Source organism: Rhizobium azibense, from assembly GCF_004342325.1.
Lineage (GTDB): Bacteria > Pseudomonadota > Alphaproteobacteria > Rhizobiales > Rhizobiaceae > Rhizobium > Rhizobium etli_B.
The window spans coordinates 1-15,088 of sequence record NZ_SMBJ01000003.1 but is presented as its reverse complement, the minus strand read 5'-3'; the positions used below and the strand labels follow the sequence as shown (position 1 = coordinate 15,088).

General features: G+C 60.6%; 12 protein-coding genes. 3 read left to right on the top strand and 9 right to left on the bottom strand.

The window, feature by feature from the left end; translation table 11 throughout:
- Nucleotides 1-62: 62 nt before the first annotated feature.
- Nucleotides 63-2,711, bottom strand: a complete 2,649-nt coding sequence (gene pepN, locus EV130_RS07620; RefSeq protein WP_132659875.1) for an aminopeptidase N — start codon at nucleotides 2,709-2,711, stop codon at nucleotides 63-65.
- Nucleotides 2,712-2,887: 176 nt separating this feature from the next.
- Nucleotides 2,888-3,991 carry a methyl-accepting chemotaxis protein gene (locus EV130_RS07615; RefSeq protein WP_132659873.1) on the bottom strand — a complete coding sequence of 368 codons (1,104 nt, stop codon included), beginning with the start codon at nucleotides 3,989-3,991 and terminating at the stop codon, nucleotides 2,888-2,890.
- Between the two features lie 306 nt (nucleotides 3,992-4,297).
- Here EV130_RS07615 and EV130_RS07610 point away from each other — a divergent pair, with 306 nt between their 5' ends.
- Both EV130_RS07610 and EV130_RS07605 read left to right on the top strand, forming a co-directional pair.
- Nucleotides 4,298-5,236: a DMT family transporter gene (locus EV130_RS07610; protein ID WP_074060643.1), complete on the top strand. Its 939-nt coding sequence runs from the start codon at nucleotides 4,298-4,300 to the stop codon at nucleotides 5,234-5,236.
- A 212-nt stretch (nucleotides 5,237-5,448) separates the two neighbouring features.
- Nucleotides 5,449-6,339, top strand: a complete 891-nt coding sequence (locus EV130_RS07605) for a hypothetical protein (RefSeq protein WP_132659871.1) — start codon at nucleotides 5,449-5,451, stop codon at nucleotides 6,337-6,339.
- Here EV130_RS07605 and EV130_RS32490 read toward each other — a convergent pair.
- From EV130_RS32490 to EV130_RS07575, 7 genes are all read right to left on the bottom strand, one after another.
- Nucleotides 6,336-6,485 carry a hypothetical protein gene (locus tag EV130_RS32490; protein WP_165918507.1) on the bottom strand — a complete coding sequence of 50 codons (150 nt, stop codon included), beginning with the start codon at nucleotides 6,483-6,485 and terminating at the stop codon, nucleotides 6,336-6,338. The genes EV130_RS07605 and EV130_RS32490 overlap by 4 nt on opposite strands.
- A 43-nt stretch (nucleotides 6,486-6,528) precedes the next feature.
- Entirely contained in the window at nucleotides 6,529-6,720 is a 192-nt protein-coding gene (locus EV130_RS07600; protein WP_074060644.1) for a hypothetical protein, read from the bottom strand.
- A gap of 134 nt (nucleotides 6,721-6,854) precedes the next feature.
- On the bottom strand, nucleotides 6,855-7,730 hold the full coding sequence (locus EV130_RS07595) for a uracil-DNA glycosylase (RefSeq protein ID WP_132552713.1): 876 nt from the start codon (nucleotides 7,728-7,730) through the stop codon (nucleotides 6,855-6,857).
- Nucleotides 7,731-7,787: 57 nt separating this feature from the next.
- Nucleotides 7,788-9,080 carry an Hsp70 family protein gene (locus EV130_RS07590; protein ID WP_132659869.1) on the bottom strand — a complete coding sequence of 431 codons (1,293 nt, stop codon included), beginning with the start codon at nucleotides 9,078-9,080 and terminating at the stop codon, nucleotides 7,788-7,790.
- A gap of 301 nt (nucleotides 9,081-9,381) precedes the next feature.
- Nucleotides 9,382-12,495, bottom strand: a complete 3,114-nt coding sequence (locus tag EV130_RS07585) for an efflux RND transporter permease subunit (RefSeq protein WP_132659867.1) — start codon at nucleotides 12,493-12,495, stop codon at nucleotides 9,382-9,384.
- Nucleotides 12,492-13,754: an efflux RND transporter periplasmic adaptor subunit gene (locus EV130_RS07580; protein WP_132552710.1), complete on the bottom strand. Its 1,263-nt coding sequence runs from the start codon at nucleotides 13,752-13,754 to the stop codon at nucleotides 12,492-12,494. The genes EV130_RS07585 and EV130_RS07580 overlap by 4 nt, the downstream gene beginning before the upstream one ends.
- A gap of 162 nt (nucleotides 13,755-13,916) precedes the next feature.
- Complete coding sequence (locus EV130_RS07575) at nucleotides 13,917-14,705, bottom strand: SDR family oxidoreductase (protein ID WP_074060648.1); 789 nt, start codon at nucleotides 14,703-14,705, stop codon at nucleotides 13,917-13,919.
- A 252-nt stretch (nucleotides 14,706-14,957) separates the two neighbouring features.
- Between EV130_RS07575 and EV130_RS07570 the strand changes: the two genes are divergently transcribed.
- The coding region (locus tag EV130_RS07570; protein WP_132552709.1) for an FAD-dependent oxidoreductase at nucleotides 14,958-15,088 on the top strand (131 nt) is incomplete at its 3' end.

The following is a 15,088-nucleotide window of genomic DNA, read 5'->3' as shown; positions in this document are numbered from 1 at the left end:
TGGTTTTTTTGTCGACCCGTTTCGAGGGCTGGCTGGATCGCGTGATGCCTTGGGCAAGCAAATCACCCCTTGAGCGTGCGTTCGACGATGTCGCGCACGTCCGTCGAAAGGGCGGGTGCCTGTTCGATCTGCATCAGGGCGGCGCGGGCCAAACCGGCGCGTACCGGCTCAAGCGACCGCCATGAACGCATGGATGTCAGAATGCGGGCGGCAAGCTGCGGATTGCGCTGGTCGATATCGAGAATCTCGCGCGCCAGGAAGCGATAGCCTTCGCCATCAGCCCGGCCGAAGCCGGTGGGATTGGTGAAGGCAAACGTGCCGACGAGGGCACGAACCCGGTTCGGATTGGTGCGATTGAAGAGCGGATTCTTCATCAGCTTGCGGACCCGGTCGAGCGCGCTGGCGCCAGGGATGGTCGCCTGCACTGAGAACCACTTGTCAATGACGAGGGCGTTCTGCGCGAAGTGGTCCCGGAATGTTGAAAGAGCGGTGATCGCTTCACCGCTTTCAGGGAAGCGGTGGGCAAGGACCGTCAGCGCGTGCAGCTTTTCGGTCATGTTGTTGGCGGCGTCGAACGCGGCCTTGGCGCGTGCCGGGCTGTTCTCTGCATAGGAAAGATAGGTCAACGCAGTATTGCGTAGCGCCCGGCGCCCGGCATTTTTTGCGTCAGGGCTGAAGTCTCCCGGCGTTGTCATTTTCTCGAAGAGACCGGTAAAGATTGCCACGCCACGATCTGCAATCTGCTTCATGACGGCCTGGCGACCGGCATGGATCGCGTCCGGGTCGTTGTTGCTGCCGAGTTCGCGGGAGATATCGGATTCACTCGGCAGGGCGAGTGCCTGGGCGCGGAAGGCGGGTTCAAGGCCCTCGTCGGCGGCTGCATGCAGCAGTGCATCGACGGAGGTCTGCTCGCAGTCAATCGCCTTGCCTTCACGCGCATCGCGCGCAGCCCTCAGCAGGTTCGGCAATGCCAGATCGGTCAGCGCCTGCCATCGAGCGAAATGGTCCGTCTCGTGACGGGCGAGCAGCGCAAGGTCGGCGGGGCTTTGGTCGAGGTGCAGGTTGATCGGCGCCGAAAAGCTGCGGTTGATCGAGACGACCGGCCGCGAGCCGATGCCGTGGAAGACAGCGGTTTGCGTTCTGCCGGTGAGATGCAGCACCTCGCCGGTATATTCGGCTCCCTCGACAATGGCCGGTTCGATCTTGCCGCCGTTCTCGCCGAAGAGGGCGAGGCTGAGCGGGATATGCATCGGCTTCTTGTCGGTTTGGCCCGGCGTCGCAGGAACCATCTGCTCCAGCGACAGGCTGAAGGTCCTGGCGGTCGCATCGTAGCTGCCGGAGGCGGTGACGAGCGGCGTGCCGGCCTGGTGGTACCAAAGGGAGAACTGCGCAAGGTCGCGGCCGCTTGCATCCTCGAAGCACTTGACGAAATCCTCGATCGTGACCGCCTGGCCGTCATGGCGATCGAAATAGATGTCCATGCCCTTCTTGAAGGTCTCCCTGCCGAGCAGGGTAGCGATCATGCGGGTGACCTCGCTGCCCTTCTCGTAGACCGTTGTCGTATAGAAGTTATTGATTTCACGATACTTCGTCGGACGAACCGGGTGGGCAAGAGGGCCGGCGTCTTCCGGAAACTGCTCCGACTTCAGATGCCGGACCTCGGCAATGCGCTTGACCGGACGCGAGCGCTGATCGGAGGAGAACTCATGGTCGCGATAGACGGTCAGGCCTTCCTTGAGGCAGAGCTGGAACCAGTCGCGGCAGGTAATGCGGTTGCCGGTCCAGTTGTGGAAATATTCATGCGCGATGATCGCTTCGATATTGGCATAGTCGGCATCGGTTGCGGTTTCCGGATCGGCGAGAACGTATTTGTCGTTGAAGATATTGAGGCCCTTGTTCTCCATTGCCCCCATGTTGAAATCGGAAACGGCGACGATCATGAAGATGTCGAGATCGTATTCGCGTGCGAAGACCTCCTCGTCCCACTTCATGGAGCGCTTCAGGGCATCCATGGCATAGGCTGCACGCGGCTCCTTGCCGTGCTCGACGTAGATCTTCAGCGCGACCTCGCGGCCGGACATTGTCGTGAACGTGTCTTCGACGACGCCGAGATCGCCGGCGACGAGCGCGAAGAGATAGCTCGGCTTCGGATGCGGATCGAACCAGGCGGCAAAATGCTTGCCGTCGCCATAGCCGGCGCCGCCGAGGAAGTTGCCGTTGGAAAGCAGAAGCGGGTTGGCGGCCTTATCGGCGATGATGTTGACAGTAAAGGGCGCCAGAACATCCGGACGGTCCGGGAAATAGGTGATGCGGCGGAAGCCTTCGGCCTCGCATTGGGTGCAGTAGATGCCGCCCGTGCGGTAGAGGCCCATAAGCTGGGTATTGGCTTGCGGATTGATGATCGTCGTGATCGTCAGTTCGAAGGGATCGGCTGCGGGAAGGTTGTAGACGGTCAGGCTATCGGCTGTCGCCGTATACTGTTTTGCCGGCATTTCCATCTGGTCGAAGAGCAGGCCGGAAAGGGAAAGCTCGTCGCCGTCCAGAACAAGCGGCGCCTTCGGATCGGCACCTTCGCGGCGATGGAAGATCAATCGCGCTTCGACTTTTGTTTCTGTGGGATCGAGCTCGAAGGTCAGGTCCACGCGTTCCAGGACGAAATCGGTGGGGCGGTAGTCTGCCAGATTGATGACCTGGCCCGTGTCTGTACGCATGGTGTTCCCTGAAGACCTTCATCGATATGGGCTGGGACAGACGCGAATGCTCTGCCGTAGGTTTTGCAGCATCATCACATCAAAGTCTGAACCAAACTTAAAGCGAAATGGAGGCAGTACAAGTTTTGATGGCCGCAATTGGCCGAGGCTCCTGGATACAAGCGGCCGAGCGTGCACTATTTGAGATTGAGCGCGGCCTTTATGGCAGCATCGTCTTCCGTCTGCTGGACGACGACGCCGTGCCACCCGAGACCGTCATAATCCTCGTATCCCAGGGTCTTCGCAAAGGCGACGATCGATCCGTTGTTGTCATAGTAGCTGCCGCGGGATCGGCCTGTGTGATTTTGCAGTGCGAAGTGGGTAAACAGGAGCTCCGGTTTGCTTGCGGCGATGATCCTGCTTGCGCCGTCGAGCAGCATGACGGTCGTCTTGTCCGCGACCTGCGGCGGCAGGTTGGCCTCCTTGTCGACGATCGCCTGCCCCTGGTTCTGCCAATCGAAATAGACGCCGAGCGTCCCGACGATAGGCCCGTCGACTTTGCCGCCTTCGCGGACGCCGGTGGCATAGACGAGCGCAGTCCGGCCGTCGTGCAGCGGGCTGGGGCCCACCTCGCCGACGATGTAGTCGTCGCCGCACCTGCAATGCGCCGCCGCTTGGAACCAGGCGTCGCCGGCAAGCGAACGATTGGCGGCCTTGCGCTGGAACTCGGGATTTGCCGAGGCGACGATACGCCCCGAAAGATCGGTCAGCACGAGGTCAAGATAGACCGTGTAGAACCGCTTTATCACGCCGAGCCGCTCGGCCGCAAAGCTCGCCTTGTCCTTGCCCGGCTCCTGCAGGGCCTGCCACAATGCGGTATCGGTTGCCCACCATCTCACGTCAGCCGTCCGTTCGAACAGGTTGCGCACGATAAGCTGGACGAGTGTTTGCGCAAGGTCGGTCAACCTGACGCCTTCCATCTCCTTCACCAGCGATTCGGCCATCGAGCGCGACAGCCCGATGCGGCCAAGGACGTTGTTCTCGAATTTTCCAGCGATATCGCTTGCGACCTGCGCCAGGCGCTGTACTTCGTTGGCAACGACGGCAAAGCCCTTGCCGGCCTCGCCTGCGCGGGCGGCCTCGATCAGTGCGTTGATCGCCAGCAGCTTGATCTGCTTGACCACATGCGTGTTGGCTGCACTGAAGTGCTCGAGATCGGTACCGATGCCCTCGGTCACGATGCGCATGGATCGCGGTGTTGCGGTCTGCTGTGTCTGATCGCTTGTCTTCAGCGGCATCATGGAGGTGATCCTGGCAACTGTTGAAGTGGCAGTTATGAAAATGATCGCTGCGTCTTGGTGAAATCAATGCGAGTTTATGGTTCTCAAAAGATTAAGACTTGAAATGTCCAATCAAACATTTTTGGGCAGGTCTCTCTTGTGCCGATTTTTTATGCAGTTTTGCGCCGAAAATCCGGGGGTGTTGGATCCGCTGGTGCTTTTTTCTGACTTTTGGCCTGTTCTTCGTGCGCAGGGCCTGCCACAGTTAGGGCGCGTCGAGTCTGACGTGTTTCCCCGCTCCAAGCTACTGACGCGCGAGTTTCTGACATGCAGTCGGCTTTCGAAAATCCGATGAGAGGAATCCTGATGAAGGTCTCATCGGTGGTGGTCTTTCTCGGTATGCAGACCTTCATCAAGCTTGCCGGTGCCGATGTCGCGCCGGGGCAGGTGACCTTCTATCGCTCTTTCTTCGCGCTCTTCCCGATAATGGGTTATCTTGCCTATCGCCGACAGTTGCGGGTAGCCTTCCACACGGCAAATCCGATTGGCCATCTGAAGCGGGGCACGATTGGCATCCTTTCCATGGGCTTCGGCTTTTACGGCCTGCTGCACCTGCCGTTGCCGGAGGCGATTGCCCTTGGCTATGCGACACCCTTGGTCGCGGTCATTTTCGCGGCAGTCTTTCTCGGGGAGACGGTCAGAATATACCGTTGGAGCGCGGTTTTCTTCGGTATCATAGGCGTTGCCATCGTCTCATGGCCCAAGCTTACGCTTTTCAGGCAGGGCGGCATGGCGGCAGAGCAGGGGGTCGGAGCGTTATGTGTCCTGATTGCCGCCGTGCTTGCCGGCATGGCGATGATCCAGGTCCGCAAGCTCGTCGAGGAGGAGAGGACAGCGACGATCGTTCTCTATTTCTCGATGATCGCATCGCTCTTTTCTCTCGCGACGCTGCCGTTCGGCTGGGCCTCGCTCGACCTCAAAACGATGCTCCTGCTGGTCTGCGCGGGCTTTTGCGGCGGCGTGGGACAAATCCTTCTGACGGAGAGCTATCGTCACGCTGATGTATCGACAGTGGCGCCGTTCGAATACACGTCGATCCTGCTTGGCGGCATTGTCGCCTATTTCTTGTTTGGCGATGTTCCTGGTGTCCATATGATGGTGGGAACGGCGATCGTCATCGCCGCCGGCATATTCATCATCTACCGCGAGCATCAACTCGGGTTGGAGCGCCGCAAAGCCCGCAAGGCCGGCACGCCGCAGCCCTGATCGGATCCAGGTGGAAATCCGCCTGACGATTGTCCAACCCCGGCCGGAATGCACTGGCGAAATTTAAGGATACCAATCGGCTTTCAAATGTGGTTTCTGAATATGACGAAACTTCATTTATTCAAAGCCTTGCATGTCTGATTGGCCGCTGATGCCGGACGCTGGTCCCCCTGCTTGGCTGCTTTGAACGCTGGCTTGCGAGCGGGACGCCCATGAAATTTACGGCAGAAGAGCTGGCGCGGCACCCTGATTTTCTGCTCAGCATCCGTCACCTGGCCGGGACTTTGCGCGGCATGTTCCAAGCCGGTCCGCGCCTTGCCCGTCTGCTCACATCGCACCAGCGCTGGCTCCTCACCCAGACGGCCTATGCGCTCGCCATGCACTACGATCCTGGCGACCCCTCTTCGGGTTTCTCCGCAGTTTCGCTGACGACGCTGATAACGAAACACAAGGTCGCGAGCCGCAACACGGTTTTGAACATCATCGAAGAGCTCCTCACCTATCGCTTCATCACCCATGCGCCCGGAGAAGAGCGCCGCCGCCCGCGCCATTTCGAACCGGCCGAAGTCAGCAACCAGGCAATGTACGGCTGGCTTCTCGCCAATCTCGTCGCGCTCGACATGTTAGACGACGGCGACCGCGCCGCCTGCCTGCAGGCGCATCCGCAACTCCTTCGGATTGCCCAGCCGCTGGTTGCCCGCGCCTGCCTCGAAGATGCGGCCTGGCGGGAGCCGCCGGAGCCAATTGCGCTCTTTCTTTGGACGGAAGCGGGCGGTCTGGTCGTCGACCATCTCATGGCTCGAATTGACCTTGACGGTGCCGACACGGAAAGGTTCGACGTCGGCCGCGTCGAAACGCGCAATCTGGCAGGCGATTTCATGATGTCGCGAACGCACCTTCAGCGCCTCTTTGCCAAGGCGGTGCAACAAGGCTGCCTTGGCTGGTATGACGAGCCCAGGAAGACGCGGTTATGGGTGTCGCGCAATTTCGTCTGGCAATATTGCGGCTGGCAGGCGATCAAGTTTGCCTATGTCGAGCACGCATTTCACATTGCCCGGGCAAAACTGGAGGGCGTGCCGGTCAAAGTGCTGGCGCAAGCCTAAAGCGCGATCGCCGAGATTTCTTCGACCGGCGAATCCTGCCTGGCGGTCGAAAGTTCGCGCTGATATTCCTTGGCGGCGCAGACGGCAGCGCGGATATGCTCGATCGTGTCGATATTGCGCAGAAGCGAAACGAGAACTGCAGACATCACAAAACTCCGATCGCGCGCCCGAAGCAGGGCCGCGCGCTCATCAGTATTCCTGGAAATCCACGAAGATTGCCGAGGGCCGGGTGGTGCGGCCGCCGATACCGGTCCCGCGGGCGATCATTTGCTCGTTGGTCGCAAAGCCGAAGCGGCTGTAGCCCTGCGTGATGCGAGCCGGATCGCTTGCAAGGCGGAGGGTTTCAAACCCGCTATGAATAGGACGAAAACTTGCGTTCATTGCCTTGGTTCCTGTCAGATTCCTCCCAAGACAAGATCATATATTGCAGTGCAGCATCGATTCTGCAATGCGTCATAATAGGATACAGCCATGCGGTAAATGCATGGGTTGTTTCATGAAAACTTAATGATTGGCTATTTTCTAATCAGGCCGAGCGACTTAAGCCGTGCCTGAAACGCCAGGAGATCACTCCAAGCCAGTCGCTTGTTGATCGGCGCGGTCAGGAGATCCTGCGGGTGAAGCGTCGCGATTGCCGGTATCGTCAGCGGCCCGGCACCGATCTCCTTCCACTGCCCACGCAGGCCGTGGATGGTGTCGTTCTCTCCGAAGAAGAAGCGGGCGGCGAAATTGCCGAACAGCAGGATGACCTTCGGTTCGGCAAGCGCGATCTGGCGTTCGATGAAGGGACGGCAGATTTCCATCTCGGCGACAGAGGCGACACGGTTGCCCGGCGGGCGCCAGGGAATGACCTGCGTCAGAAGAATGCTGTCGCGATCGAGCCCGATGGCCGACAGCATCCTGTTGAGAAGCTCTCCACCGCGCCCGGCAAAAGGCGTACCTTCGCGGTCGTCGTCGGCGCCAGGTGCCGAGCCGATCACCATAATGCCGCTTGCGGCGTTGCCCGTCGCAAAGATCGTCGAACGCGCACTGTGCTTGAGATTGCAGCCGTTGAAGGCTTCGATCGCGGTCTTGAGCTCGGCGAGCGATCGCGCACTCTCGGCCGCAAAGCGGGCGTGCTGCACGGCTTCGCCATCAGGAATGGCAGGCTGCGGCCGAGGGGCTGCGCGCTCAGCCGGCGCTTCGCCTTGACGTTGCCTCGCCGCTGGCCGCTCGGACCGGATCGGGCTTTGCGCTGGAGCGGCGGCGCTTCGCCGCGCCGCCTTCATCGCCTCGAACTCGGCGAAGCGGTCAACTGCATCTTCCTCCAGCAGCCATTCGACGCCGGCTTCTGCATGGAAGTGCAGAAGCGCGGCAAGCTCGGCCGGGGAGAGTTCGTCGACGCAGACCATAGGGCGACCTTAGCGAAGTGGCAGCAGCAAAGATAGGGCGGGCGCCGCGCTCTGGGACTATTGCACAGTCCATTGGCCGATGTCGTCGCGTTCGCCGATCAGGGCAAGTCCGTGGGCAATGGAGAGAAGCTCGCCCCCGGTCTCGATCCTGCCAACGTCAAAGCGTTCGGTGAAGATGCGGCGGACGGCAGGTACGAAGGATGTGCCGCCGGTCAGGAAGACCTTGTCGATTTCGCCGGGCTTGGTTTTTGTCTTTTCCAGCACTTCGTCCAGCGTGCATTCGATACGGGCCAGATCCTCGGCGATCCAGCTTTCGAAGTCCTTCCGGCGAACGATGCGATGGCCGCCGCCGCCGAGCGGGCCGAAATCGAATGGTGCTTCGTCTGCCGAAGACAGTGCCATCTTGGTGGCTGAGATCGCCTGATAGAGGGGATATCCCTCGTCGTGATCGACGAGATCGATGAACGTCTCGAGCTTCTCCGGTTCGAGTGCCGTGCGGACCAATTTCTTCAGATCCTCGAATTCGCGCGAGGTCTTGAAGATCGAAAGCTGGTTCCAGCGGCCGAAGCTCGAATAGTAGTTCGACGGCACCTCAAGAACCTTGTCGAAGCTCTTGAAATGACTCCCCTTGCCGATCTGCGGCGCGACGATGTTATCGATCATCCGGTAGTCGAAATGATCGCCCGCGACGCCGACGCCTGAATGGCCGACCGGCGTTGCCATGAGATTGCCGGCAACCGTTTCGAAGCGGATCAGCGAATAGTCCGTCGTGCCGCCGCCGAAATCGGCAACGAGCACGGTGGCGTCCGACGTCAGGTTTTGCGCGAAGTAGAAGGCGGCGGCAACCGGTTCGTAGACGTAGTGGATTTCCGGAAAGCCGAAGCGCAAGAGCGCTTTGTTGTAGCGTTCCGTTGCGAGCGCCGGATCGGGATTGGCGCCGGCGAAGTGCACCGGCCGCCCCGTGACGATACGCGCCACATCCGTCGACCAGTTTTCGCCCGCATAGGCGCGCAGCCGCCGAATGAAGACCTCCATCAGGTCTTCGAAGCTGTGGCGTTTGGCAAAGATCAGCGTGCCCTGGAAGAGCGTGCTTGCAGCAAAGGTCTTGATCGACTGGAGGAAGCGGCAATCGCCGGGATTGTCGATGAACTGGCGGATCGCCGCATGCCCGGCCTCGACCTTCAGGGCCGATGTGCCAAGCTGCGGATCCTTCATGAAGGAAAGCGCAGTGCGCATGCTGTCGGATGCCCCTTCGGCGCTGGTGAACGCCATGGAACGGGTCTTCCCGCCATGGGCCGTGGCCAGAACCGTATTCGTCGTGCCGAAGTCGAAACCCAGCGCCTGAGCCATGCCCGCACCTCTTCATGCCGATTGTGATTGAGACCGGAGCCTTGCTCCGCATGAAGGACGCACGCGCGCCCGGAATTTAGGAGGCGCGTGATGCCATAGAGGGGCGACACATTCAAGAGGAATGTGAGGGGGGCCCCCGTGTCACCAGTAAAGGCTCCTTGTCTGGCTGCCGCCGCCGCCCGGTAACGCGAAAAAAGGGTGTGCCGCTTGTCCATCTTCCGACGTCGAGTGAACGCGTCGTCTCTCCCTGCAAGCGCGAAGAGAAAGTGAGGGCAATGTTTCAATGTCGGAGTTGGCTAGATTACTCCGCCGCGATCGCCGTCGGTTCCACTTCGTCCCGCACCGCTTCCTTTCGCCGCAACAGCCTTTGGAGCCAGCTGTTCAGCCGGCCCATCTCGACGAAGATGACGGGCGTGATGAAGAGCGTCAGAGCCTGGGACACAATGAGGCCGCCGACGACGGCTATCCCCAAAGGCTGACGCAGCTCGGAGCTGGCACCGGTGCCGAGCGCGATCGGAAGGGCGCCGAGAAGCGCACAGAAGGTCGTCATCATGATTGGCCGGAAGCGCCGCACGCAGGCCTCGTGAATGGCCTGCGTAGGCGACATCGATGTGGAGCGTAGGTTCTCCAGTGCCACGTCGATCATCATGATCGCGTTCTTCTTCACGATGCCGATCAGCATCAGGAGGCCGATGAGCGCGATGATCGAGAGGTCGAAGCCCATTACCTTCAGAGCCAGCAATGCGCCCAGAGCGGCGGCCGGCAGGCCGGATAAAATGGTGAGCGGGTGGATGAAGCTCTCGTAGAGAACGCCAAGGACCACATAGATTGTCGCCACCGCGGCGAGGATCAAAAGCGGCGTGTTGCCTTGCGACTGCTCGAAGATCTGCGCCGTACCGCCATATGACGTGAAGACGTCCGCCGGCACGTTGATGTCCTTCTTGATCTGATCGATGGCGGCTGTTGCATCACCCAATGCCTCACCGGCAGGCAGGTTGAACGAAACGGTCGTCGAGACGAGCTGACCCGTCTGGTTGATCGTCACCGGCCCGGTGTTTCGTTCGACCCTTGCGAAATTCGACAACGGGACCAGCGTGCCGTTGGTTGAGGCGACCCGGATATCCTGAAGCTTCTGATCGTCCCAGGGCTTGCTGGTATCTTCTTCGACGATGACGTCGTAGCTGTCGCCGGTGGATTGGATTTGGGCAGCCGTATAACCGCTGAAGGACTCCTGCAGCGTCGTGCGCAGCTGGTCGTTGTCGATGCCGAAGGCGGCTGCCTTTTCGGAATCGACGACGATATTGGCCTGCAGCGCGTTGTTCTGCGCATCGGTTGTCACGTCGGTGAAGCGCCGATCGCCGCGCATGGCCTGCTGTATATTGTTGGCCCAGAGATTGGTCTGGTCGGCGCTGAGTGCCTGAACGACCAGCTGATACTGGCTTGCGGTCTGACGGCCGCCGAAGCGCAGGCTCTGCTGCGGCGTGATGAAGGCTTGCAGGCCGGGCACCTTGGCGATGTTGGCCCGTAATTCGCGCAGGGTCTGGTCAAGCGGCGGACGCTGCTCCTTGTCCTTCAGCTCGACATACATCGTGCCATTGTTGAGCGGGCTGCGGGCGTTGCCGCCGACGATCGACATGACGTGATTGACCGCCGGGTTCTGTTTCACGATCGCTGCGGCCTGGTTCTGCAAGGCGACCATCGCCGGATAGGAGATGTCCTGGCGTGCCCTTGTGGAGATGTTCAGCCGGCCGATGTCCTCGGTCGGGAAGAAGCTCGAGGGCAACGTCATGAACAGGTAGGCGTTCAAGCCGACCGAAGCGAGGAACAGGCAAAGGATCGCGGGCCGGTGGCCGAGGCACCAGCCGACCGCCCGATCGTAACCTCTGAGCGTGCGTTCAAAGCCCGCATCGAACCAGCGGACGAAGAGGGGCGGGGTGCCCTTGCCGCTGGAAAGCCGCGAACCGAGCATTGGCGTTACCGTCAGCGAAACGATGGCGGATGCGACGATCGCCATTGCGACGACCATGCCGAATTCGTTGAAGATGCGACCGACGACCCCACCCATCAACAGGATCGGGATGAAGACGGCAATCAGCGACACCGACATCGAGATGATCGTGTAGCTGACTTCGCCGGCGCCCCTGATCGCCGCATCGAAAACCGGCATCCCCTCTTCGACATGCCTGAGAATATTCTCCAGCATCACGATTGCATCGTCCACCACCAGACCGACCGCAAGCGTCAGTCCGAGAAGCGAGATGTTGTCGACGCTGTAGCCGAGCACGTACATCATGCCGAAGGTCGAGATCAGCGAGAGCGGAACGGCAAGGCCCGGTATGATCGTTGCGGTCAGGTGGCCGGTGAAGAGGTAGATCACGAGCACAACGAGGCCGATCGTCAAGAGCAAGGTGAACTTGACATCGGAAATCGCGTCGCGGATCGGCTTGGCGGAATCGTTCATGACCTTGGTGGTGACCGACGAAGGGATCTCGGCATGCAGCGTGGGCAGTCTGGCGTTGATCGCATCGACGACCTCGACCGTGTTCGCATCCGGCTGGCGCTGGACGGCGAGGATGATGGAGCGATTGCCGTCGTACCAGCTGCCGGTATTCAGATTCTCGACACTGTCTTCCACCTTGGCGATGTCGCCGAGATGAATCGGCGCCCCGTTCGGATTTGCGATCACCAGCGAGCGGAATTCGGCGGCGTTGGTGCGCTGCGTGTCGGCGTTGATCGTCATGGCTTGCGCGTCGTTCTGCAGCGTGCCGACCGGCACCTGGCTATTGGCCGCACTGATTGCCTGGTTGACCTTATCGATGCCGATGTTGCGGGCAAGCAGCTTGTCGGGATCGACCTCGACGCGGACGGCATATGTCTGTGCGCCGAACACGGTCACTTCGGCCACGCCGGGCAGGGTGGACAGCGACGGCGAGATGATGTCTTCGGCAATGGCATCAAGCTTGCTGCGCGGCATCGTGTCGCTCTGCACCGCAAGCAGCATCACCGGTGCGTCGGCCGGGTTCGTCTTACGATAGCTCGGCGGCGTGGTCATGTTGTCCGGCAACTGCCGTGTCGCATGCGAGATGGCGGCCTGCACGTCTGCGGCGGCCGCATCGATGTTGCGGTTGAGGTCGAACTGCAAAATGATGCTGGTATTGCCGAGTGAATTGGTCGCGCTGATTTCGCTGATGCCGGGGATGGTCTGGAACTGCTTGATCAGCGGCGTTGCGACCGAAGTCGCCATGGTCTGAGGCGAGGCGCCGGTGAGTGCGGCCGAGACGTTGATGGTCGGGAAATCGACCTGCGGCAAGGCCGCGACCGGCACGAGGCGGTAACCTGCAAGACCTGCAAGGATTACGCCGATGGCGAGAAGGGTTGTCGCAACCGGCCGGCGGATGCAGAAACTCGCGATCATTGTTCTGCCTCCGCCGCCAGGGTCTTTGTCTGGTGAGCTGGCTGGTCGGCGGAGACGACGTTCAGCGCCTTTTCATCGAATTGCTCCTCGACATGCTGCTGGTCTAAAAGCTGCGCCTGTCCCTCGATGACCACGTGATCGCCTTGCGAGAGCCCGGCGGAAACGGCCGTGAAACCGCCGCTTGCGCGAGCGACGGTGACGGGCGTCATCTGCGCCTTTCCATCCTTCACGACATAGGAAAAGAACCCGTCGGCGCCGGGACTGACGGCGACGGTCGGTACGACGACCTGCTGTTCTTTATTGTTGAAGTGAACGGCGAGATTGACGGATTGCCCGGGCCAGAGCGCCCCGGTTGCGTTTGCGAAGCGCGCCTTTGCGAGGATCGTGCCGGAAGCAGTGTCGACGGTATTGTCGTAGAAGCTGATCGCGCCGTGGCGCACGCTGCCCTTCGTCGAATCCGGTGTGGTCGTCACCTCGACGGGTCCCGTGGCAAGGGACTGCTTCAACTGGCGCAGATCGCGTTCCTGCAGATGGAATTTCACATAGATCGGATCATATTGGGCAATCGTCACGATCGCCGTTCCGGCGCCGACGAAAGCCCCCGGGCTGATCGCGATGTCGCCAAGGCGGCCGTCGAACGGCGCGCGGATCTGCGTGTGTTCGAGCAGAATCTGATCGGAGGCGAGCGCGGCCCTGTCGGCCTCGACGGTGGCGGCAGCCGTGTCGCGAGCGGCCTTGGCCTGGTCGTAGCTCTGCTGCGTGCCGGCCTTTTGCGCCAGGAGATCGGCTGCGCGTGTGAGAGCGGTTTCGGCTTCCCAGAGCGTCGCTGCGTCCCGCGTGATCGTCGCTTTGTCCTTGTCGACCGCCGCTTGGGCCGGCCGGTCGTCGAGCCTGGCGATCAGTTCGCCTTGCTTGACCGTTGCGCCGTCGGTCGCGACGATCGCGGTGACAAGACCCTGTTCCTGTGCGGCGATCGTGGTGGTGTTTTCGGCTTCGGCCCAACCCGAGGCCGTGACGTCTCGCGGCAGCACCGTCTTTATGGCGGCGACCGTTTTCACGAGCGTCGGGCCGCTGCCTCCCCGCCGGTTATGCTGCCCCCCGCCTGGCTGGTCCGCTTGCGCCTTGCCGCCTTGTTGCGCCGGCGCCCCGACCAGCTGAAAGGCATATGCGAGCGGGTCGAGGAGGGGAATTCTTCGGAATTGCCAAATGCTGACGGCAGTCACGGCAATAATGCTGAAGGTAATCCAAAATTTCTTCATTGTGAGACCGGTCTTGACGTGTTGCGCGAAGTTTTCCGGTCCCGATTGAGCCGCCCGCATTGCGGCGCAAAAAAGACATAATTCACCGACCACAATCACTAAGTGGTTATAACTGCTTAAATTTTTGTAATGATCGGCGTTGCGCCGATCTCGCGATTTCGGTTAAACCGAACGCGCTGCACCGCCGTCGCAACGCAACAGCGAGCCGGTGATGTAGCTTGCCGGCTGGCTGCAGAGGAAAGCGGCGGTTGCTGCGAATTCCTCCACCTTGCCGTAGCGTCCAACGGGAATGCGTGCTTCCTTGTCGCTGCGGACGTCTTGCATACTTTTGCCGGTGCGCTTGGCGGCCGCGCCATCAAGCTCGTCGAGGCGCCCGGTGAGGATACTGCCCGGCAGGAGCAAATTGGCCGTCACGCCGTGGCTTGCGACTTCCGAGGCGAGCGTTTTCGACCAGCCGGCAAGGGCAGGGCGCAGCGTGTTGGAAAGCGCCAAATTGGCAATGGGCTCTATGACGCCCGACGATGCGATGGTGAGGATGCGGCCCCAACCTTGCGCCTTCATGCAAGGTAGCAGCGCATTGGTCAGTGAAATGACGCGCAGCACCATCGAGAGGAAATAGGTCTCCAGCTTCTCAGGCGTCATGTCCTCGGTCGTTCCGGGCGGCGGGCCGCCGGTATTGTTCACCAGGATATCCAGGCCACCGAACTTTTCCTTGACGGCGGCAGTCACCGTCTCGACGAATTTCTCGTCAGACAGATCAGCCCAGATCCAGTCGGCCTTGCCGTTGCCCTCGGCGTTGATCGCCTTGCAGTTCGCCTCCAGCTGCTCACCGCTTCGGCCGCAAAGAAGCACGTTTGCGCCTTCACGGGCGAGTGCGACCGCAATGCCATGGCCAAGCCCGCGCGACGAAGCCAGAACGAGTGCGCGTTTGCCGTTGATTCCGAGATCCATGATGTCCTCCAGCTGCTTCGGCTTCTGTATAAGGCCCAGCCGACGGAAAAGGGAAGGGTGCATTGCTTTCATTATCGAGGAACAATTGACGTTAACGTAAGCGTTATATACTCTTGCGGTGGAGGAGATAATCATTGTGCGAATTGGAGGATCGGCTGTCGCTTCCCGGCTCGACAATGCTTTCCGGTTTTGACAAGACAATGTCCCGACACGGGGATAATGGCCGCGCGGGCGGCAAGTGGAGACGGATGAATGACCGAGACGACTGAGCTGCCGGAACGTGAGTCGATGGAATTCGACGTTGTGATCGTCGGCGCGGGTCCGGCCGGTCTTTCGGCGGCCATCCGTCTGAAGCAGGTCAATCCGGAGCTTTCGGTCGTCGT